This window comes from Micromonospora sp. NPDC047707 (assembly GCF_040704235.1).
Lineage (GTDB): Bacteria > Actinomycetota > Actinomycetes > Mycobacteriales > Micromonosporaceae > Micromonospora.
Map to the genome: position 1 here is coordinate 166,316 of NZ_JBEYSU010000003.1, position 21,249 is coordinate 187,564.

9 protein-coding genes are annotated in these 21,249 nt (G+C 69.4%); 2 read left to right on the plus strand and 7 right to left on the minus strand.

Annotated features, from left to right (window positions below; translation table 11 throughout):
* Positions 1 to 25 precede the first annotated feature (25 nt).
* A complete protein-coding gene (locus tag AB0873_RS04735; protein WP_155333806.1) occupies positions 26 to 1,132 on the minus strand; it encodes an FAD-dependent monooxygenase in 1,107 nt (368 codons plus the stop codon).
* Between the two features lie 306 nt (positions 1,133 to 1,438).
* Between AB0873_RS04735 and AB0873_RS04740 the strand changes: the two genes are divergently transcribed.
* Positions 1,439 to 2,605, plus strand: a complete 1,167-nt coding sequence (locus AB0873_RS04740) for a cellulose binding domain-containing protein (protein ID WP_366598425.1) — start codon at positions 1,439 to 1,441, stop codon at positions 2,603 to 2,605.
* A gap of 963 nt (positions 2,606 to 3,568) precedes the next feature.
* Here the strand turns inward: AB0873_RS04740 and AB0873_RS04745 are convergent.
* From AB0873_RS04745 to AB0873_RS04770, 6 genes are all read right to left on the minus strand, one after another.
* Positions 3,569 to 10,117, minus strand: coding sequence for a toxin C-terminal domain-containing protein (locus tag AB0873_RS04745; RefSeq protein WP_366598427.1), 6,549 nt, complete (start codon positions 10,115 to 10,117; stop codon positions 3,569 to 3,571).
* Between the two features lie 405 nt (positions 10,118 to 10,522).
* Complete coding sequence (locus AB0873_RS04750; protein WP_366598428.1) at positions 10,523 to 14,101, minus strand: LamG domain-containing protein; 3,579 nt, start codon at positions 14,099 to 14,101, stop codon at positions 10,523 to 10,525.
* Positions 14,102 to 14,145: 44 nt separating this feature from the next.
* Entirely contained in the window at positions 14,146 to 17,334 is a 3,189-nt protein-coding gene (locus tag AB0873_RS04755; protein ID WP_366598568.1) for a DNRLRE domain-containing protein, read from the minus strand.
* Between the two features lie 685 nt (positions 17,335 to 18,019).
* Entirely contained in the window at positions 18,020 to 18,985 is a 966-nt protein-coding gene (locus AB0873_RS04760; protein ID WP_366598429.1) for an N-acetylmuramoyl-L-alanine amidase, read from the minus strand.
* Complete coding sequence (locus tag AB0873_RS04765; RefSeq protein ID WP_196255764.1) at positions 18,985 to 19,146, minus strand: hypothetical protein; 162 nt, start codon at positions 19,144 to 19,146, stop codon at positions 18,985 to 18,987. The genes AB0873_RS04760 and AB0873_RS04765 overlap by 1 nt, the downstream gene beginning before the upstream one ends.
* Before the next feature lie 154 nt (positions 19,147 to 19,300).
* Positions 19,301 to 20,086 carry an aldo/keto reductase gene (locus AB0873_RS04770; protein WP_366598431.1) on the minus strand — a complete coding sequence of 262 codons (786 nt, stop codon included), beginning with the start codon at positions 20,084 to 20,086 and terminating at the stop codon, positions 19,301 to 19,303.
* Between the two features lie 109 nt (positions 20,087 to 20,195).
* On the opposite strand from AB0873_RS04770, the gene AB0873_RS04775 reads away from it, so the two are divergent.
* Positions 20,196 to 21,239: a DNA polymerase ligase N-terminal domain-containing protein gene (locus AB0873_RS04775; protein ID WP_366598432.1), complete on the plus strand. Its 1,044-nt coding sequence runs from the start codon at positions 20,196 to 20,198 to the stop codon at positions 21,237 to 21,239.
* The last annotated feature ends 10 nt before the right edge of the window (positions 21,240 to 21,249 follow it).

Here is a 21,249-nt window from a genome sequence, read left to right on the forward strand (position 1 = left end):
CCGCCGCCGTCGGCCCCGGCCACCGTCAGAGCGGACCCAGCAGCAGCCGGTAGTGCTCGCCGAAGATGCGTCCGCCGCGCCCGCGCAGCAGCGGATCGCGCAGCGCCGGCGGCACGTCGCGGGTCCGGTTGCGGTCCCGGGTCCGGTCCCGCACCCATCGGGTACGCGGGCGACGACGACTCTCGTACGCCGTCAGCGCCGCCTCGACGCTGCCGGCGGCCGTGAGCGACTCGGCGAGCACGACGGCGTCCTCCAGGGCCATCGCCGCGCCCTGGGAGAGGGTCGGTGCGGTGGCGTGCGCGGCGTCACCGACGAGCAGCACCCGCCCCCGGTGCCAGCGGCCCAGCTCGACCTCGTCCGTGGCGCCGACGTGTACGTGGTCCAGGCAGTCCAGCACCTCGGGCACCGGGCCGCCGTAGTCGCCGAAGAGTTCCCGCAGCCGGGCCACCGGGTCGACCGGCGGCTGGGTGCCCGTCTCGTCCGCGTAGCAGTGCAGCCGTCCGGCCCCGATGGGGACGATCAGGAACCCGGCCCGCTGCCCGAGCAGCGCGGTCCACTCGCGGACGGGCGGCGCGTCCCGCACCACGCTGCGGTAGACCACCTGCCCGGTGGGGCGTGGCGGGCCACCGAGGGAGGCGAGCGTACGGATCGAGGAGCGTGGCCCGTCCGCGCCGATCACCAGGTCGTACTCGGTGGCGGTGCCGTCGACGAACGTGACGCCGACGCCGCGCGGCAGCAGGTCGATGCTGCGGACCTCGGCGCCGTGCCGCACGGCACCCCCGGCGCCGGTGAGCAGCACCCGGTGCAGTTCGGCCCGGAGCAGCGCCCGGCACTCTCCGACGCCGGTCCACAGCGCGTCGAGGTCGACCTCGCAGAGCGGCGCGCCCGCGGCGTCGAGGAAGTACTGCCGGTGGATCACCTGGCCGAGGGGGCGGACCGGCCCGTCGAGGTCGAGCCGGCGCAGCGCCCGCGCGGCGTTGCCGGGCAGGTAGAGGCCGGTCTCCGGGAGCTCGCCGGCGGGGAGCTTCTCGGTGACGTCGGGCCGGAAGCCCGCCATCCGCAGCGCCCGGGCCACGGCGAGGCCGGCGATGCCCGCGCCGACGACGAGGATGCGCAGGGGGGAGCCACCCATGGTGGTGTACGCCTCCGGAGGGGGTTCGGCACGCGTTGGAGGCAAGACACTACTCGGCGCAATCGACGCACGCCAGAGTCAATCGGTCCCCTCCCGGCAACCCCTTTCCGCGCCGCGCCGGTTGCCTGGACGACCACCAGCGGGCCACCCGTCGTTGACGTGACAAACCTCACTTTCCATCTCATTACTGCCGTCTTGTTGCGCGAGGGTTTCAGAGATGTAAATGTGTCGACTACTGTGGGAGCGCTCCCGAACCTCCACCACCGACCGTCCGGCGCCACGCGGCGCCGGTGACTGAGGAGCACCATGAAACGTCCACTCCGCGCCATCGCGGCCGCGGCCCTGCTCGCCGCCGGGTCGATCGTCGCCGTGGCCCTCGGCGGCACCGCCTCCGCCGACACCCAGATCTGCGAGCAGTACGGCTCGACCACCATCCAGGGCCGGTACGTGGTGCAGAACAACCGCTGGGGCACCAGCGCCCAGCAGTGCATCAACGTCACCGACACCGGCTTCGAAATCACCAGGCAGGACGGCAGCAACCCCACCAACGGCGCGCCGACCGCGTACCCGTCGATCTTCGTCGGCTGCCACTACACGAACTGTTCCCCGGGCACCAACCTGCCCATCCAGGTCAGCCAGATCAGCAGCGCCAACAGCAGCATCACGTACCGCTACGTCAGCGGGGCGACCTACAACGCCTCGTACGACATCTGGCTCGACCCCTCACCCAAGCGGGACGGGGTGAACCAGATGGAGATCATGATCTGGCTCAACCGGCAGGGCTCGATCCAGCCCATCGGCTCGCCGGTCGGCACCGCCAGCCTCGCCGGGCGCACCTGGGAGGTCTGGCGCGGCAGCAACGGCTCCAACAACGTCATCTCGTACGTGGCCCCGTCGGCCATCACGAGCCTGAGCTTCAGCGTGCTGGACTTCATCGCCGACGTCCGCAACCGGGGCGCGATCACCAACTCCTGGTACCTGACCAGCATCCAGGCCGGCTTCGAGCCCTGGCAGGGCGGTGTCGGGCTGGCCGTCACCAACTACTCGGCCGCGGTCAACGGCGGCGGCAACCCGACCACGCCGCCGCCGAGCACCCCGCCGCCCACCACGCCTCCGCCGTCCACGCCCCCGCCGTCCACGCCGCCGCCGGGTGGCAGCGGGTGCGCGGTGACGTACACGCCGAACTCCTGGGGCACCGGCTTCACGGCCGACGTGCGAATCACCAACACCGGGTCGAGCACGATCAACGGCTGGACGCTGGCGTACACACTGCCCGCCGGGCAGACGGTGACCAACTCCTGGAACGCCACGGTGGCCCAGAACGGGTCGTCGGTGACTGCGCGGAACGTGGGCTGGAACGGCTCGATCGCGCCGGGCGGCACCGCCAGCTTCGGCTACCAGGGCACGCTGAGCGGGGCGTACTCCTCCCCGACCAGCTTCACCCTCAACGGAGCCGCCTGCACCCGGTCCTGACCGGAACCCCGGGGGCGTGACGCGAGGTCACGCCCCCGGCAGTCGTTCGCAATCGTGCCGTTGTTTGTCGCCAATCGCCGCTGACAAGGAGCACCTAGCGGGGATCCTCCTCAGGCACTTCCCACCGGCTCCTGATCACACCATCAGCATCGGGCACCACTGCCAACCAACCCCCGAGCGCAACCTCGCTAAGCGCCAACGAGAATCCCTCATCAACGAGTTCGTCAACGTCATCCGATCCGCCAGGAAAGTAGCGGGATCGCAGCTTCCCGGGAACCAACGGAGGTTCGAAAACAATGAAGTCCTCATCCCTGACCTCCGCTGGATGCCGGAAGTCAGGATCTACCACCACGCACAGGAGCGACCGCGGCCGCACAGCTTGAGAGACCTCCGCGAGCACAGCAGGTGTCAGCCTGTACCACGTGCTACCGAAAGCGCCATGCGCCCAACGCTCGCACAGCAGCGTCAATTGCTCCCCAGCAACAATGCGCACGGCCGCCCAATAATCGGAATCAGCAACGGCACAAACGACAGGGGTAGCAGGTTCGGCATCTTGGACGGCTCGGCGCCAGTCCAAGAACGCCACTTGGCTCTCTAGTGATGCCAGGCGAGCCGCCGCTTCCGGTTCCAGGTATAGGTGCACTGCCCCGTCCCAGCCAGATTGGACGCGCACGCGATCACCTTCACGGAGTTGGCCATACGGTCCGCGTCCATCGACCATCCTTTCGAGGAGGTCCAAGGCCTCCTGGGCGTCAACGTGAGCCCCGTTCCGAAGGTGTGAGTGAGATTCAGGGAGCGGCTCGCCGACCAACAGCTCGTTCAGCTCCAAACAACGCACGTCCAGCATGTCGAACACCCGCGAGAGCAGGCGACGTAGCTCCGCCGCATACGCAGACCAGTGATCTGCCTGCGAGAGGATCTCTCGCATGCTCTCCTCTCGGGGACTGATCACGAGCTCCGCTATCACTTTGCCACCCACTTCAGCCCAACTACCTCTCCCGCCGGCGCGACGTCCAAATCATACGTCCCGTCCCGCGCAGAGTCCTTGGTCGACTGGAATGGGTTTCGGAAGTTCGCTCCCTTGAAAATGCCTCCCTTGTGTCCTGTTCGATCCCAGGTAATGTATCGGGGCTGACCCGAACCTGCCTTCTTGTTCTCCCAGATCGGCGAATTGCCGGCAGACACCTGCTTGGTTTTCGTGTAGCCGAGCATCCTCGCAATATCGTCAGACTGCGCCCGCGTAATCGGATTACAGTTGCTGTTGTGCACTAGAACGGGCTGGTCTCCAGCCAAGACATAGTACGTATGAATGTCATTTACCGTCAGATTGTGAACGCGTGTAGTGCCCGGCCACCGCCTCGTCCGCTCAATCTTCACCAAGTCGCCGGCAGGGGTAACCACCGAGAGGCCGACGGTCAAGTCGGCGGCATCTACCCACTCATCCCGTTCCGGCACCCAAAAGGGATGGATCGCGGTCGCCACCAACTCCGCCGTGGCGCTGCCCGAATTGCCGTCGATATCCAATGTAATGCCAACGAGATCCTTGGGACCAGCGCTGGTCAATGTCGCTACCACCGCCTTGGCGGCAGACTCGCCGGTCCCTGGCTCTGAAGCGACTACCATGTCTCCGACTTCCAAATCCTCAATTGGCTTGCGGGAACCGTCAGCCATGAGGACGAGCGTTCCTGGCACAAAGCTATGAGCGGCGGCGGAAGTCGCGCAAGCCAGCCCCTCGTCGGCAGACTCTGCCACCTCATCGGCCCGTTTCCGGGACTTGAGATAGTTTCCGAGTGCATTCTTGAGGCGGCCGCCGAGGTCCCAGAGCCTGTTCGTCAGGTCCTTGAGGCGGTCCCAACGTAAGGCGTAGCGGGCGATGAGCTTGCCGGCTGCGCCACCGACCGCGGTGAGGACGACGTTGAGGGCTGTTTCGGCACAGGCACCCATGTCGCCCTTGATGAAGCAGTCGACGGCATCGGTGATGCCGAGCTCCTCGGCGATGATCGCGCCGAGTTCCTTGGCGATCGCGATGACGATCTGCTTCTGCCGCTCCGCCTCCTGACGGGCCCGCAGGACCTCCGGCGGCACGGTCGGCCGCGTGACGGGCTTGGTGACGACCGTCCACTTGCCGGTCGACGGGTCCTGGGTCAGCTTCTGGTCGGGATGGTCCTGCCAGTACTTGTCCTCTTCCGCCCCGCCGTTGGTAGCCAGCGGCTTCAGACCGTCCGGGTCGCTGAACGCCAGCGGGTTGTTGTTGGCGTACGAGTACCCGTTCATCTGCTGCGGATCAGCCGGATCGATGAGCGGGTCGACCGAGATGAACCGTCCCGCCGCCGGGTCGTACTCCCGGGCGCCGAGGTGGGTCAGACCCGTCGTCGCGTCCTTGGTGCCACCGACGAATCCCCGGTCACTGAACCACTCGCCGGCCGCCGGCTGGGAGCCACGCGGACCCCCGAACGGGGTGGAGCGACGGTACGTGATGGCCCCCGTCGTCGCGTTCACCGCCGCCTGCCCCGTGCCGTGGTGATCCGCCGCCTGGAACTGGATGCCGGCGACCGTCCGCACCACGGCCACCTTGTCGGTGACCTGGTAGAACTTCGTCCCGTTCACCACGTTGGTGGCGTGGTCCAGGCGCAGCTCCATGCCCGGCAGGTAGACGGTGGTGGCCGTCGGCTCCTTGCGGACGAGGCGGTTGCCGTCGGCGTCGTAGATGAAGCTCGTGCTCTTCCCGGCCTTCGTCGCCGAGGCGAGGTGCCCCTCGGCATCCCAGACCAGCGCCTCCTCCTCGCCGACCTGGGTGCGCTTCGTCGTGTTGCCCGCCTTGTCGTACTCGTACGTGTAGAGCCGGTCGCCGCTCGACGTCTTCTCGGTGACGCTGCGGACGGTGTGCGGCTGCGCCTGCCCGGCGGCCGGGTAGGCGTAGATCCGCTCGATCTTCGAGCTTCCGCCGGCCGCGTGCTGCGTCTCGGTCAGACGGTTGCCGGTCTGGTCGTAGGTGTAGGTGTGGTGGTAGGGCGCCACACCGCCCACAATGCTGGCCGCGGGGCCGCCGGCGCAGGGATCGGTAGCCGTCGTGGCGGTGCTCCAGGCCTCCGTCAGCCGACGCAGATGGTCGTAGGTGAAGCACTGGATGTCCCGCTGGCCGGTGCCGGGCAGGTCGGCGATGCTCCGCACGTTGCCCGCGTGGTCGTAGTCGTAGCGCTGGTCGATGTCGGTGGTCGGTTCGGTCGGCTCCGGCTGACCGGGCGCGACGATCGCCTGCCGGGCGAACGTGCTGCGGTTGAGCCGCTTCGTGCCCTCGTCGTAGTAGTAGGTGCTCCAGGCCTTCCGTCCACCGGTGTTCAGCTCGACCTGGAGGAGTTCACCGGTCTGCGCGTACTTCGCGCCGGTCACGTAGGACTGCTGGCCCGCCGTCCCGGAGCCGGTGATGTTGGTGACGCGCTGGAGGTTGTCGTACGTGTAGGCGACGGTCTCCGCGGCGTGCCCACCCGCGTCGGGGAAGCCGATGTTCCGGACGGTGCCGTCGCTGTTGTAGCTCGTGTAGAAGCGGTACGCGCCGCCGAGCTTGTCGTCGGCCGTCGGCTTCGGGATCGAGTAGCGGGTCTCCGTCACCCGGTTGAAGGCGTCCCGAGCGGCGTAGATCACGTGGTACTTCAGCCCGCCGGCGATCCGGCTCGACGCGTACAGTTCGCCCTTCGCCACGGTGTCGTACAGCTGCTCGCTGAGCTTGGTGCCGGTGGCGACGGTTCCCTGGTACGTGCCGGTCTTGCGGCCCAGCACGTCGTAGGTGTACGAGACCCGCACGTTCTCGGCGTTCACCGTCGACGTGAGCTGGTCGTGGTCGTTGTACTCGAACGTCATGGTGCCGGCGTCCGGGTCGACGGCGGACGTCTTGCGCCCCCGCTGGTCGTACTCGTAACGCCAGACGTTGTTCGCCGCGTCGGTGACGGTCTTTGTCAGACCGAACGGCGTGTAGGTGTAACGCGTCTCGTCGTACTCACCGGTCGGGCTCGCGCCCTTGTACTGCCGGAGGCTGACCACCTGACCGCGCCCGTCGGTGATCGTGGTCGTCGGCGTGGCGCCCAGCGGCGGGTCGACGTGGGTACGGTCACCGCCGTACGAGGTGACCGTCCGCCACTTCTCCTCGCCTCCCACGAGGGTGATGGCGTTGGTGACCCGGTCGACACCGTCGTAGACGTAGGAGGTCTGCAGGTCCGTCTCACCGGTGACGGTCGGCAACAGCTGGTCCGAGGGCACGCCCGCCGCGTAGAAGGCGTCGTGGACCCGACCGACACCGCCGGTCGCGGTGTAGAAGGTCTCCGCGACGAGCCGGCCGCCGTCCGGTCCGGGGCTCTGCGTCTGCCGAGGCCGCAGCATGCCGTCGTAGATCTCGTACGACGCCACGTAGTTGCCCGCGTTGTCCAGCTTCTCCGTCTTGACCGCGACCGGCGCGTTCTGCTCGACCTTGTAGCTGTACCGCACGCTCGGCATGGTCGGCGTGCTGCTCTTGGCCCGGTCCGGAAGCCACACCGCGGTGGCCCGGCCGAGCTTGTCGTAGTCGACGTCGGTCCGCCGGTTGTTCCAGTCGACCTGTGCGGTTGGCTGGCCCCAGGCCGGGTGGTACTCCGTCGTCGAGACGAACCGAGTGTCGGTGGTCCCGACACGAACCGTCGGACCGGTCTCGACCTTCTTGGTGGTCAGGCCGTTGACCTCGGTGTACGCGATATTGGTGGTCGCCCCCGAGAGGTCCCGGGCCGAATCGGGACGCCCGTACTTGTCGAAGGTGCCCTCGCCGACCGTGACGTAGCTGGCGGTGGCGCCGTCGTGGCGGGCCAGCTTCTCGACGCGGGTGGCGTTACCCGTCGTGGGCGTCGCGCCGTCGGCGAGACCGTCGTACGACGTCCGGTTGTCGGACAGGACCTGGGTGGCCCGGTTCGGGGTCGCCGAGCAGGCGACGGCGACCGTCTCCTCCCGTGCCACCAGGTTGCGCAGCCGCAGGCCGAGGTTGTCGGCGTACGTCGTCCGGATGCACCGGTCGTCCTCCGCGGTGCTGACGTCGCCGAAGTCATCCACCTGGGTGACCCTGCCGACCGGGTCGGTGTACGTCGCCGTCTTGGTGTCGTAGGACGTGACTGACTTGGTTTCGCGCCACGTGCCGTCCTCGAGCTGGGTGAGCCCACGGACGACGCTGGGCTTGACGAACCAGGCCCGGTCCGTGCCCCAGTCCCACGTCTTGCTCGCGGTCTCGTAGCGCCACGGCGTCGTGAGTGCCTTGCTCACGATCCTGCTGCCGTCGTAGACCTTGGTCTCGAACTCGAAGCCGGCGAACTGGTCGTGGTCGACGTGCGCCGTCCCCACGGAGTCGTACCGGGTGACCGACCGGGTCCCGCCAGTGGGCCCCGGCAGCTTGTCGCCGTGCATGCCCCGCAGGAAGCTGTGCTCGACCAGGGTGGTCTTGAGCTGCTCGCTGCCGCGTCGGACCCGGACCTTTTCGTAGCCGCGCCACTGGCTCCAGGTCAGGTACTTCGCGTCGGTGATGCCGTTCGGGTCGGCATGACGCCACGCGGCGTCACCCAGGTACTCGTACGTGGTGACCATGTCAGGAGCGATCGACGTGCCGGGCACGACCGTCGTCATGTCACTCTCGGTGACCGACTCCACGACGTACTTGTGGAACCAGTCGGTGACGGGCTCCTCCTCACCGCTGGGGTGCCAGAGCACCGGATAGCACCGGCCGGTGCTGTTGCCCGGTGTCGGGAGACTGTCCGCCGAACAGTCCGCGGGGGCGTACCGGACCGTGATCTGTCCTCCGGAGTCCGTGTAGACGGTGTTCAGGCGGGGCCGGATCAGCGGGAGGATGTCGTCGCCGTCTCGGTCGATCCGGTTGGGCAGCTGCAGCGCGTCGAGCTGGACCGCCGGGACGGTGAGCGGCGTACCGCCGCCGAACTGGCCCTCGTGGCGAATCTTGTGCAGCCAGAGGCTCCGGCTGGCGTCGGCGTTGTTGGTGAAGAGGTGGTCGAGCTTCCACACGTCGACCGGCGACCATCCGGTGGCGGTGCGGATCTCGGTGGTGATCGCGGTGACCCGCTTGCGGGTCCAGAAGCTCGGCGACGCCTGAGTGGGCTTGCAGTGCGTGTTGGCGGCGCAGTGGCGGTCCCACGGGACATCAGGCCACGAGGCCGCCGTGGAGTCGTTCAGGTCGCCGGGGTTGCACAGCATGGTGCCGCTCGGCAGGCAGCGCTCGGCCGTGGAGAAGACGACCCGAGCCGCGGCGTTGGTGGTGTAGACCTCGTTGTGGCGCTGGCCGTAGTCGATGCGCCTGAGCCAGCCACCCCGGTCGTAGGGAGTACCGTTGACGTCGAACTTCGCGCCCAGGGCGTAGTGGTTCGTCTCCCGGTCGTAGTAGTAGGAGACCACGTTGCCGTGCCGGTCCTTGACGTAGTCGAGGTTCCACCGCCAGCCCTGCTTGCAATGCGCGTTGGCGAACGTCGTGTTGTGGCACTGCTCCCCGGGGTCGTCCCCGAAGACCGGCACCGTCCACACCGAGTTCGTCTCGGACTTGCCCGAGACCCAGCCGGGGAGCCGGTGCAGACCGAAGAAGTACTGGCCGCCGTCGACGGTGGTGACCTTCCAGTGCTCACCGTCCCGCTCGTCCCCGTTGGCCGCGCCGGTGAGCCGTTCGACCTTGGAGCCGTCGTCGCTGGCGAAGCGCCAGGTGTTCGTGCCGGTCTGCACCAACTCACTGGAGCGCCCGTTGAGCATCAGCGTCAGGTTCTCGTGCGACCAGCAGAGGTCGCCCACCCCGTCGTGCCCGTCATCGGCGCAGGGCTTGTACTGCCGCTCCACGTAGCCCGGCTCGTAGCTGAAACCCTCACCCAACCAGCTGCCCTGGTTGTTCGTCGCCGCCGTGCGGCCGTCGACCGTCTGGGAGTTGTACGAGAGGGTGATCGAGGGGACGGCGCCGCCCGGCACGGGGGGTACCCGCAACGGGTACGACCAGTTGAAAGCTCCGGACGACGGCGAGACGTTCCACTTCGAGGAGGGAGCGAGGGCGGTGGCGCCGTAGTTGCCCTGGGCCGAGCTTTCGGTCGCCGTCATCGCGTACATGGTCGTGGCCGCCGCCGCGTCCACCGTGGCGGTGAGCGTCCGCGCCTCGGCGTCGTTGACCGAATCGATGGGCTTCGGCCGGCAGCGGCTGCCGGCGCCGGAACCGCAGTCCGCCAGCTCGACGAGCCGCAGACGGGCACCGAAGTCACCGCCGTACATGTCGGCGATGCCGGCGTAGCTCATGGTCAGCTGGACCCGACCGGTCGCCGCCGTCCCGTCGGTGCGACGGACGGCGACCACCGGTCCGTCCACCCGGGCCCGGGCAGACGTCTGGCGGTCCAACGTCTCGACCCTGACCTTGGCCGGCATGGCGGCGTCGGTCGTGGCCGCGGACCGGCGGCTGGACGCCTGCGGTGGCGTCGCCACCGTCACCGCGAGTCCACCCGCCTTCGCCGCCTTCGCGGTCACGGTCCTGGCCGCCTGTGCCGTCGTCGGAGCGAGAGACACCTCGACGGCACCGGCCCCTGGCCAGGTCACCGTGGGGGCCGACTTGAGGGCCCCCTCGATGACCGGGCTCGTCTTTCGTTGACGGACGGGTGGGGCGGGCCGGGCCGGCACGGGCTTGCGGTCGGCCTGGGTCCGTGGGGCCCCGGCTGCCGATGCCGGCATCGGAGGAGCCACACCCTGCAGAAGGCCTGCGGCCACCACCAGGCTCATCGCCCAGGAAAGGCCACGGCGTAGGCGTGGGCCGTACCCCACGGCGGGTCGGGACAGGAACGACGACATCGCTACTCCAGACAGCAGTAACGGACGAGAGGAGGGAGAGGATTGCCGGCTGGCCCGGTCGCCTCGGGCGACCGGGCCAGCCGGGTGTCAGATGTTCGGGTTCGGCTCGGGAGAGGCGAGCTGCTGGATAGTGATCTCGTCAACCACCCCGGTGTAGGCCCGTACGTCGTCCAGCTGGCCGGAGAGGTAGGCACCGAACACGCCGTCGGTCATGGCACGGCCGACCTGGAGCGGCCCGGCAGCCTTCCACGTCGAGCTGTGCGGAGCCGTCGCGGTGGTGGCCAACTGGCCGTCGACGTAGAGCCGCACCTCGTTGCGGAACGCGTCGTACACGACCGCGAGGTACTGTCCCCCCGTCCCGGCGTGCGGTAGCCGGACGCTGTCGTGGACGGTCGTGGTGGCCGCGCCCACGGTGTCCGCCGCCGGAACGGCGAGTTCCCAGCGGTTGGCGGCGGAACAACGGACGACGAAGCCACTGGCCTTGCTGCCGGCTTGGGAAACGACGGCCATGTCGCGACCGCAGGTGGAGCTGGGAAGCCGGACGCGGGCAGTAACCGTGAAGCTGCCGTCCGTGGCCACCACCGGCGCCTCGGTCAGCGCGTGATCATCCGCGCCGTCGAGCACGAGGTGGCCGGCACCACCCAGGGGAAGTTCGGCGAACGGGTCGGCGTCCAGGTCGGGCGTGTAGAGGTGGGCGCCGTTGGCCAGGACGAGATCCTGGCCGTTCTCGTCGTACGCCGGACTACGGCTGGCGGTCTCGCCGTCGAGCGGCCAGTACGCCAGCCGAACCGGCCGCAGCCGGGACAGCGTGACCGCCTCGTTCGGCACGAGGATCCGGTCGAAGAGCGCGATGTCGGCCAGTTCGCCGACCCAGTGCCCGGTGTGGCCGCCCTTGACCATCTGGCGTCCGATCTGCACCGAGCCCCGCGACTTCCACGCCGACCGGCGCGGCTGCGCGGTCTGGACGACACCGTTGACGTAGAGCTGGATGGTCTTCTTCACCGGGTCGTACGCCGCCGCGAGGTGGGTCCACTCACCGATCGTCGCGGTGGTGGAGCTGGTGACCTTCCAGCCACCCAGCGCGTTGACGTCGGTGGTTGGTATGCCGAACTCCCACTTCTTGGTGCCGCCGTCGAACCCGAGGGTGAATCCCGGCTCTCCGCTGCCGTCCTGGCTGACCGCGACCCGGTCGGTGGTGTCGTTGGTCAGTCGGACCCAGGCGGCGACACCGAAACCTCCGCTGGTGTCGACGAGTGCGCTGCTCGTCGTCGAGAGGTAGCTGTCCGCCGCGCCGGAGAAGCGGACCGCCCGGTCGAGCTGGCACAGGTCACCGGTGTCCTGGCAGCCGGGCCCGGGCACGCCGATCTGGACGCCGGCACCCGGAGTGGCGGGATACCGGTCCCGTGCGTCGGCCAGGCTGCTGGCTCCGGCCGCCTCGCCCAGCCCCCACTCGCCGGCCGCGAGCCGGGTCGGCACGCTGAACGTGCAGGTGGCGATGGTGCTCTCCAGGCCGCCCTGGTCGACCGCCTTGACGGTCACGAAGTTGGGGCCGTCGTTCTCCGGCATCCAGGCGATGGAGACCGGCCCGCCGGCCGCCGCCGGAGTCAGCACATTGGTGGGCGACGGATTGGTGTTGAACCCGTAGATGTACTTCGTCGCGTCGGTGGCGGGAGTGTCGAAGGTGAAGGTGCCGTAGGTGCCCACGGATCCGCGCCAGTTGTCGTCCTCGGCACAGAACGACGTGGTCTCACTCGCGTCGTTCGGCAGGTACTCGGCCGAGTCGATGTCGGGTGCGGTCGGCTTGGTGCTGTCGTAGATGAACTCACAGGCCGTCGCCGCGAGCAGCCCCCACGCCGTGCCGTCGTACGCCTTGACGTTCCAACTGATCGTGGTGTTCTGCGGGATGTCCGTCGGCAACGTGTACTGGAATCGTGAACCGCTGGCTTTGAACGCGGTCTGGTAGGTCCGGCTGACCTTCGTACTGCCGGAGTACCACCAGTACTGGACCTCACCCTTCACGTTCTCCGTGTGGATGGACGAGTGGTCCGGGTCGCGGAGCACGAAGTAGACCGTGGGCACGGCGCTGGTGTACGGCCGGGTGCTGCCCGTCACGCACTGCCCACCCGGGGACATGGTCATCTCGGACTGTTTGGGCTGGGACGGGGCACGGTTGTAGTTCACCGACAGGATGGCGTTGCCGCAGAACCGCTTCCATGCCGTGTGGTCGGTCTCGCTGACCGCCCGCATGCCGAAGGTGGTGGTGCCCCAGCCCTTCGTCACCGCCTCCTTGACCGCGGCGGTCGCGTTGAAGGTGACGTTCTGGTTGGTGGTGGTGCAGGAACTCCTGGTCGCCGTCGGCGACTTGGTCTCCTGGTGGACGCTCATCGCCGGCTGGTTGCCCCAGTTGGTGCCCGATCCGATGGCCGCGCCGGCGCGGTAGAGCGCAATTCCCTTCGCCGATCCGTCGTAGGTGTGGGTCATGGTGACGGCGAACTCGGCGCTGAGGATCGTCTTGCCCGAGTACGGAGTGGGAAGCGCGTAGAAGAGGCGTTTGATCCCGACACCGTTGCACCAACCCGAGGACACCGGGCACTCCCCGACGCCCTCGTCGTCGCCGAACTTCCAGTACTCCTCGTTCGGGTAGCCGCTGGCGACCATGGCCCAACCGGTGTTCTTGGTGTCCTGCCAGACCGGGTCGACGTAGACCGGCCACCGTACGGCGGGATCGGTGAGCATCGCCCGGTCCGGGATCAACGTGATCTTGTCGTGGTGGACACGCACCCCCAACTCGGCCCGTCGGGCGGAATCGGGTGCCTTTTCGGCCGCGGACGCCGGGTCCGGGTCGACCGGGGTCGCGGACCGGGCCGCCGGACCGGTTGCCCCGGCCGCGTCGGTACCGGAGTCCCACATGATCGGCGTGGCGGACTCCAGGACGGCGCCACCGGTCACCGCATCGACGGCCCTGAGGCTGCCGTCGGCCTGCTGGCGGACCTCGAGACCGTCGGTGGCGAGCCCGAAGTCGAGCTCGGCCAACTCGGGACTCTTCGCCGCCTCGGCGTTCTTGATGACCAGGACGTGCGAGAACCCACTGACGCCGACGTTGACCACCAGGTCGACTCCCGGCAGCACCTCGGGATAGGTCGCACGGTCGCCCTGGACCGTCGGGTTGGGCAGGTTACCGGGCCAGTCAAGGCTCATCCGTCGACCCGCCCGGTCGACCTCGATCAGGGGGCCGTCGCCGCCGCCGGACAGGCGCATGCCGATGGTCGTGGCAGCCGGGACGAGCGACCCGTCCTTCGCCCGAACGAGGGTCGAGTCGACCGGCACCCAGCGCCCGCCCCGGGAGACCCGGACCGGCTGCACGTGCGTGACCGAGGTCAGGGTCCCGTTCGGATTCGCGTACGTCTCGGTGTTCTCGCCTCGGAACGCACCGATCTCGACCCGCTGGCCGGTCGCCTTCGCGGCGGCGAGTGCGTCGACCTCGGTCTGCCGGATCGGGCCGTCGCCCGAGGTCGGCACCATGGCCGCCGACTCGGTCTCGGCAGGCGGCGTCGGCGCGGTCAACTCGGCCGACGCCGTCGTCGCGTACGCCGCCACCAGGCCGGCGAGCCCGGCGGCCAACCCCGCTCTGCGGAGCAGCCTGAAACCAGGTGTGCCGCGGTCCATCCTGCGGTCCTCCCCCGTTGAACTGTGCGTTGTCATCTGCCGCCTCACCCGATCGCCGCGCCGAAGGCGGTCTCGCCGGCGGGGATGTTGCCCTGTCCGGGCTTCCAGGTCGCCGTCGGCGCCGTCGAGCCGCTCGCGATGCCTGACCAGGTGACCCCGTAGACCGCGGCGTCGCCGTACGGGCTGCCGACGTAGAGGTGCTGCGATGTCGCACCCAACGAGGTGCCGATCAACTCCTGGGCCGTCGCGGTGCCGGGCAGGCTGCCCGACTGACGGTGGATCGTCTTCGGCGTGCCGATCGGATCGGCCAGAGCCGGGAAAACCCGTACCCGACCGGAGTCGGAGACAGTGCCCTCGTCCTCGCCCGGAACGCCGATGGCGATGAACATCGTCGAGTTCGTGCCTTCGCTGCCCGGCGCGGTGTTCACCACGACGACCTTCTCGCCCAGGTAGTCCCCGTCCTCGGAGGAGTAGGTGATGCCGGGCAGCTCGGTGTAGGTGGCCCCGGCAGTGACGTGGAATCGATGCACCATACCGGCGTCGGGGGCGGGCGTGTTCGTCGCCGCGACAGTGATGTCCTCACCGGGAACGCCGACGACCACCAGCGAGTCCGCCTGCCCGACCGGGGCCCCGACCGGACGGTACGGGGCGATGGAGATCGACTTGCCGAAGGTGTCGTTGGCCTCAGACACGTTGGACACGTTCGCGGCGTCCTGGGTCAGGCCGGCAGCCAGCTTCGGGCTGCCGTTGACGAGTTCGTGGCTGCTGAAGACGTTCACCGCACCCGCGTACTCCAGCGTCCCGATCGCCTCACCGGGCGACCCGATCGCGAAGTGGTTGGTCGACGCCGCCACCGCGTAACCGGTCTGGTCGTCGTGCTCCGCAGCGCCGGGAATGAGGGCGCCGGCCTGGAACAGGATGTTGAGGCTGCCCCGGAAGTAGTGGGCGACGCCGGCGTCCACGGCGGTCCCGACGTCCTCGCCGGGCACTCCGACCACCAGGTACGACTGACCGGACGGCGTCCGGGAGCCGGCCACCGAGAATCCGAAGTAGTCGTATGGTTCGATCTGGTCCGGCGTGACACCCACGTCCTGGTGGTAGCTGAGCGACGCCGGGCCCTTCGCCAGCCCTGTCGGGGTGCCCAGGAGCACGTACGTGACGCCGACATCGACCGTGGTCCCGAGATCCTCGTAGGGCACGCCTACGGCCAGGTCGGTGCAGCCGTCGTTGTTGGCGTCGTAGGCGGAGACGGAGTAGCCGAACTGGTCGCCCGCCTCCACGGCGCCGGCTACCTGGGAGTTGTTCTCGTGAAGCGTCTGCACCGTGCCGGTGCCGCCGTAGGCCACCTGGATCTGACCCGCCTTCGGCAGCCCGTTGACGCTCGCCTCCGGGTCGGCGATGGCGATGTCCGCGATGCCGTCACCGTTGAAGTCGCTGTCGGTGCCACCCGTACATCCCGCCACCGGAGGGGCGGTCTCGTAGACCGTCATCTCGCAGAACGACGACCAGATGTCACTGCCGACCGTTCCGTCGGCGGCCTTCACCCGCCACTTGTAGCTGCCCCCCTCGGTGAAGGCGCCCGCCGGAACCGTCGCGGTGGCGGTGGCACCGGAAGCGACGGCGGTGAAGGCGGTCGAGCCGAGGGCGGTGGTCCCGTTCAGCGTCCACCACTCGAAGGTGACCGTCATGGCGGTGCCGTCACCGTCGGCAACGGTGGCCTTGAGCTGCGGAGTGAGCGTGTTGACGAGGGGACGACCGGAGCCGGTCACGCAGCTGGTGGTCGGGACGGTGGACCGGGCGGTGACGGTCGGCCAGGAGTTGTAGGTGACCGTCGCCTTCGGGTCCTCGGTGGCGACGTCACCCTCCCGGGACCGGAACTGCTTGAACCCGGCGACGTTGGCTTCGTCGGTGGCCCGCACGCCCATGCCGGCCCGGGTCTTGTCGGCGGTGGCGGCCTTCTGGAAGAAGGTCTTTCCGTCGATCGAGACCCAGCCGTCGGCGCTGGTGCAGCCCGCGCCGCCACCGGCGGTGGCGGTGGACCGGGCGTCGGGACCGGCGGTGTCCCAGGTGGGCTGGTTGGTGAACGTAGTGGTGTAGGTCGACGGGGCGGTGGTCCAGATCTCCCACGAGGTCGCGGTGCAGGTATGCGACCAGAAGTTCCAGAAGGAGACGGTCGCGGAGTTGATCTGCTTGCCGGCGAGGACCGTGGTGTCCCAGGTCAGGAAGGACCGGGTGAGGCGGGGGTTCGCCGGATCGAGCAGGCCCACCTGCAGGTCCTTCTCCTGGTTCTTGTCCGTGCCCACCCCCTCCTTGACGTACGTGTCGAACGTCGTGCCCAGCGGGTTGACCGTGGGGTCGATGGTCACCGGGTACGCCGTGGCCGGGTCGCGCAGCCAGGCGCTGTCCGGGGCGAGGGTCAGCTCGACGGTGTCGCCGCGCGTGGCGAGCTCGGTGCGGACCGGCTTCTCGACGGCGGGCGCGCCCGTGATCGCGTTCCTCTTCGCGTCCCACATCAGCGGGGCGGGGATGTGCGCCGTCTGCTCGCCGGCGCCGTTGGTCAGGGTGATCGAACCGTCGGCGCCGCGCTTCGATGTCGCGACGCCGGGGCCGGAGAACGGGAAGCTGACCTTCCCGACGTGGGCCAGGGCGGTGCGGTTCTTGACCACCAGGAACTGCTCGAAACCGAGGCGGGTCGCCTCCACCACCAGGTCGACACCGGGCCGGGCGTCCACGTAGGTCGCCCGGTTGGCGGCCAGCACCGGCTTGGGCAGCGCACCGGACCAACCCATCGCCACCCGGTCGTCGCCGGCGCCCACCGCGGCGAGTTCGTGCTCCCCGGCATCCTTCGCACCGGAGATCCGCAGGTCGTTGGGGTGCGCCGTCGGCGCAACCGAGCCGTCCGGCTGCACCTTCAGCGTGAGGTCGACCCGGACCCAGTCACCGCCCCGCCGGAACCGCTGCATACCGGCGGCGATGTCCGCCCGGAACTGACCGTTCGGTAGTGCGTAGACCTCGGTCGTCTCCGAGGTCAGACTCTTGACCTGCACCGGCTTGCCGGTCTCGCGGGCGGCCCGCAACGACACCGCCTCATCGGTCCCGACCTCAGAGCCACCTGTCACGCCGTCCGGTCCCGCGGCCAGGTACTCCGCGGGTTCTCCCGGTAGGCCCGCCAACGCGGCCGCCGTCAGGACGGCGACACTCGCAGCAAGGCACGAACGGACAGTGGCCGTCACCCGACGTGCCACAAACCCTCCCCCGTGTGATCTGGAGTTGTGCGAGCGGACTCTAGGGACGCGCTGCCTCACGGCACAAGGGCGGTCACAAACTGTCAGGACGGATCGCGGCGAACCGGACATCCGGATGAGGCGGGATCACGGTGGGTGATGGCCTCCATGATCCATCATGGACGCAATTGCGGACGCTCGCCGCCAGTCGATTGACGGCAGACGCATTCAAGCACGCAGATTTAGCCTCATTTCGCCAGGCCACAGGGGTTCTCTGGACTAAGTGAGGACTCAGGATCGACAGCGGCCCCGAGGCTGGGCAATTCCTGAAAGGGCAGGCGTCGATATGACGCCACGTAGTTAACGCTGATCAGCTTATTGGTCGACCGCGCCCGCCCGTGCAGCGGCACCGGGCGATCCGACGGTCGGTCGGGCGCGCCGAATCGGGGTGAGCGGCAACCGGACGTGTCACCCAGCCGGTCGGACGTCCAAGCGCAGGATGCCCGTCGCCGGCGACGCTGTCGCCGGTTCGGGGGCCGGCCCGATTCGCCTCGACAATCGGCCTGTCATTGATGACGGGTAATTGTTGATGAGTGGTGAATTCGTCGGTGCGGACAGCCGACGGCGGCCGGGACGGTCCGGCGGGCGGATCCGAGTCGTGGATCCGCCCGCCGAATGTGCCGCACCGGCTCCGTCAGACGCGGGTCAGCCGGACCGCGTCGGCGATGACGTACCCGGCGGAACCGCTCCACCGGCTCACCGCCACCCGGTTGGCGTCGCCGGCCGGGAGGGCGAAGGTACCGAGGTTGCGCCACTGCCCGCCGTTCACCCGCTGGTCGACGTAGACGGTCTGGTTGCCGGTCGTCGTCGCGATGATGTACGGCGTGCTGGCGTTGTAGCCGGAGACCGCCGGCCACCACGCCTCCACCCGGTAGCTCGCGGTCGCCGGGATGTTGAACTTGTACCAGGCCGCGTCGCTGGCGGCGACGGGGTCGGCGTACCGGTAGTCGGCCCCGTACCGCTGGGCGGAGTACGTGGAGACGCCCCAGTTGGCGCTCGCGCTGAACCGACCGGCGGTGGCGTTGTCGACGATGGCGCTCCAGGCCGTGCCGCCACCGGCCATCTTCGCGGCGACGTCGGAGCGCATCACGTTCAGGTCGATGAAGGACGGGTCGATCTTGCCCGTGGTGCTGGTCTCCCGGTGCCCGCGGGCGTAGCTGGCGTCCTTGCCCAGTTGCTTGAGCACGGCGGCCGTGGCGGCGACCGACGCGTTGTACTGTGCCGCCGTCATCTGCTGGTTGACCCCGTTGTAGTCGATCTCCCAGCCGATCAGCATCGTGTTGCCGTCCCCGGCGGGGATCGGTCCGCTCGCGCGGGCGGTGCCGGCGTGGTTGCAGCGGCCGGCGGAGATGACGTGGAAGACGCCGTGGTAGTCCACCAGCGCCTGGCAGAGCGGGCCGGGCAGGTCGGACCGGCCGTTGATGCAGATGTTGAGCGCCGGGTGCGGGTTGGTGGCGCTCGAGGTCGCGGCCGTGTGGTGCCAGAGCACGCCGATCGGGTTGAAGCTGCCCGGCCGCATGCGGTTGAGCCAGTCGCCGTGGGTCACGACCTGGACGCCGGCGCCCCGCAGCACGTCCACCAACCAGGGGATGGTGGCCATCACGACTCCTGGAGCAGGTCGGCGAGGCACTCCTTCGGCGCGGCGGTCGCGGCGACCGCGGGTGCCGGCCGGGCGGCGACGGCGACCGCGGCGGCGGCCACCAGCGCCGGCACGCCGAGCAGACCTCGGCGGCGCAGACGGACGGGACGGGCAGGGGCCATGGCGTCCTCCAGACAACTACGAGGATCGATTAATGGCCGTGACGCTACCCTGTCACGTTCGTCAATGTCGATACCCTTCGGCACCCTTGTTTGGGATGAAAGTTTTCGCCATGCCAGGCGCGCCCCGGCCGACCAGCCGAGGCGCTGAGGGAGATCAGGCGCCGCCGAGCGCGTCGATGTCGCGCATCTCCTCGGCGGTGAGGGAGAAGGTGAAGATGTCGGCGTTGGTACGGATCCGCTCCGGCGTCACGCTCTTCGGGATCGCCACGATCTCGTGGTCGACGTGCCAGCGGAGCACCACCTGGGCCGGTGAGACGTCGTGCGCGGCCGCGATCCGGACCAGCACCGGATCCGACAGGTCGCTGGTCTTGAACGGGCTGTAACCCTCCAGCACGACGCCCCGGTCCCGGTGGTCCCGGTGACGCTGCCGGTCGTACAGCGCCGGGCTCCACCGGATCTGGTTGACCGCCGGGGTCTCCTCGGTGGCCTGGATCAGCTCGTCGATCTGCGCGGTGCTGAAGTTGCTGACCCCGACCGTACGGGCCAGGCCCTCGTCCCGGGCGGCGAGCATCTCCCGCCACACCGGGATGCTGTCCGCCGGGTTCGACGGCGGCGCGTGCACCAGCCACAGGTCGACGTGGTCCGTGCCGAGCGCGCGCAGGCTCGCCTCGATCGTCTCCTGTTCCCGGCCCACCCGGTCCGGCGGCAGCTTCGTGGTGATGAAGACGTCCTCCCGGCGCAGGCCGCTCTCGGCGACCGCCCGACCGATCTCCGCCTCGTTGCCGTACATGGTGGCGGTGTCGACGTGCCGGTAACCCGCGTCGAGGGCGGCCAGCACCGTCTCGTACGCCGCCGTTCCGGTGATCTGCCAGGTGCCGAAGCCGAGCAGCGGTATCCGCACGTCGCCGGAGAGCAGAACGGTGGGCTGGTCGAGATCCATACCGACGGTTCTACCCGTGATCGCCCCCGACACACCGGCCAACCGGACCCACACCCCCCGACCGGGCCGACCCCGGGCGGAATCCGCCCCGGTGCCGGAGAATGCGGATGTGGCTGACCGGCTGGAGGCGTACCGGCGCAAACGGGATGCTGCGCGTACCCCCGAACCGGTGCCGGAGCGGGCCCCGGAGGCGGGTGGCCCGGACGGCGCCCGCTTCGTCATCCAGCAGCACCACGCCCGCAGCCTGCACTGGGACCTGCGGCTGGAGCACGACGGCGTCCTCGCCTCCTGGGCGGTGCCGCGCGGGCTGCCCCGGGACACCGGCCGCAACCACCTCGCCGTGCACACCGAGGACCACCCGATGGAGTACCTCGACTTCGCCGGCGAGATCCCCGCCGGCGAGTACGGCGGCGGCCGGATGACGATCCACGACCAGGGCACCTACCGCTGCGAGAAGTGGCGCGACGACGAGGTCGTCGTGACGCTCCACGGGGAGCGGACCAGCGGCCGGTACGTGCTCTTCGCCGCCGGGGGCCGCGACGGACGGGACTGGATGGTCCGGCGCACCGACCCGCCGCCGGACGGCTGGGAGGCCATGCCGGAACTGGTCCGCCCGATGCACCCGACGCCCGCGCGGAAGCTGCCCCGCGACGCCGAAAACTGGGGGTACGAGCTGCGCTGGGACGGCGTGCGGGCGGTCGCGTACGTCTCCGGCGGCCGGCTGCGGCTGCTGTCGGAGACCGACGAGGAGATCACCGGGACGTACCCCTGGTTGCGGGACATGGCCGAGGCGCTGGCGCCGACGGAGGCCGTGCTCGACGGCGTCCTGGTCCGCATCGACAAGGCGGGTCGGGTACGCCCGGCCCGTGGCGGGCGCGCCACCGCCGACGCCCAGTTCCTGCTCTTCGACCTGCTCTGGCTGGAGGGCGTGACCAGCGTCGGGCTGCCGTACGCGCAGCGCCGGGAACTGCTCGACGGGCTGGCGCTGGGCGGACCCCACTGGCAGACTCCGCCCTGGTTCCCCGGCACCGGCGCCGAGGCCCTGCGGACAGCCGGTGAGCAGGGGTTGCCGGGTGTGGTGGCCAAGCGCCTCGACTCGGCGTACGAGCCGGGCCGGCGCAGCCGCCACTGGCTGAGCATCGACACGAGCTGACCGACCGCGG

What these genes read in the sequence shown, in the direction of transcription:
- AB0873_RS04765 (WP_196255764.1), bottom strand. Translation starts at nt 19,146, where the DNA reads ATGGCCCCTGCCCGTCCCGTCCGTCTGCGCCGCCGAGGTCTGCTCGGC.
- AB0873_RS04770 (WP_366598431.1), bottom strand. Translation starts at nt 20,086, where the DNA reads ATGGATCTCGACCAGCCCACCGTTCTGCTCTCCGGCGACGTGCGGATA.
- AB0873_RS04750 (WP_366598428.1), bottom strand. Translation starts at nt 14,101, where the DNA reads ATGGACCGCGGCACACCTGGTTTCAGGCTGCTCCGCAGAGCGGGGTTG.
- AB0873_RS04735 (WP_155333806.1), bottom strand. Translation starts at nt 1,132, where the DNA reads ATGGGTGGCTCCCCCCTGCGCATCCTCGTCGTCGGCGCGGGCATCGCC.
- AB0873_RS04740 (WP_366598425.1), top strand. Translation starts at nt 1,439, where the DNA reads ATGAAACGTCCACTCCGCGCCATCGCGGCCGCGGCCCTGCTCGCCGCC.
- AB0873_RS04760 (WP_366598429.1), bottom strand. Translation starts at nt 18,985, where the DNA reads ATGGCCACCATCCCCTGGTTGGTGGACGTGCTGCGGGGCGCCGGCGTC.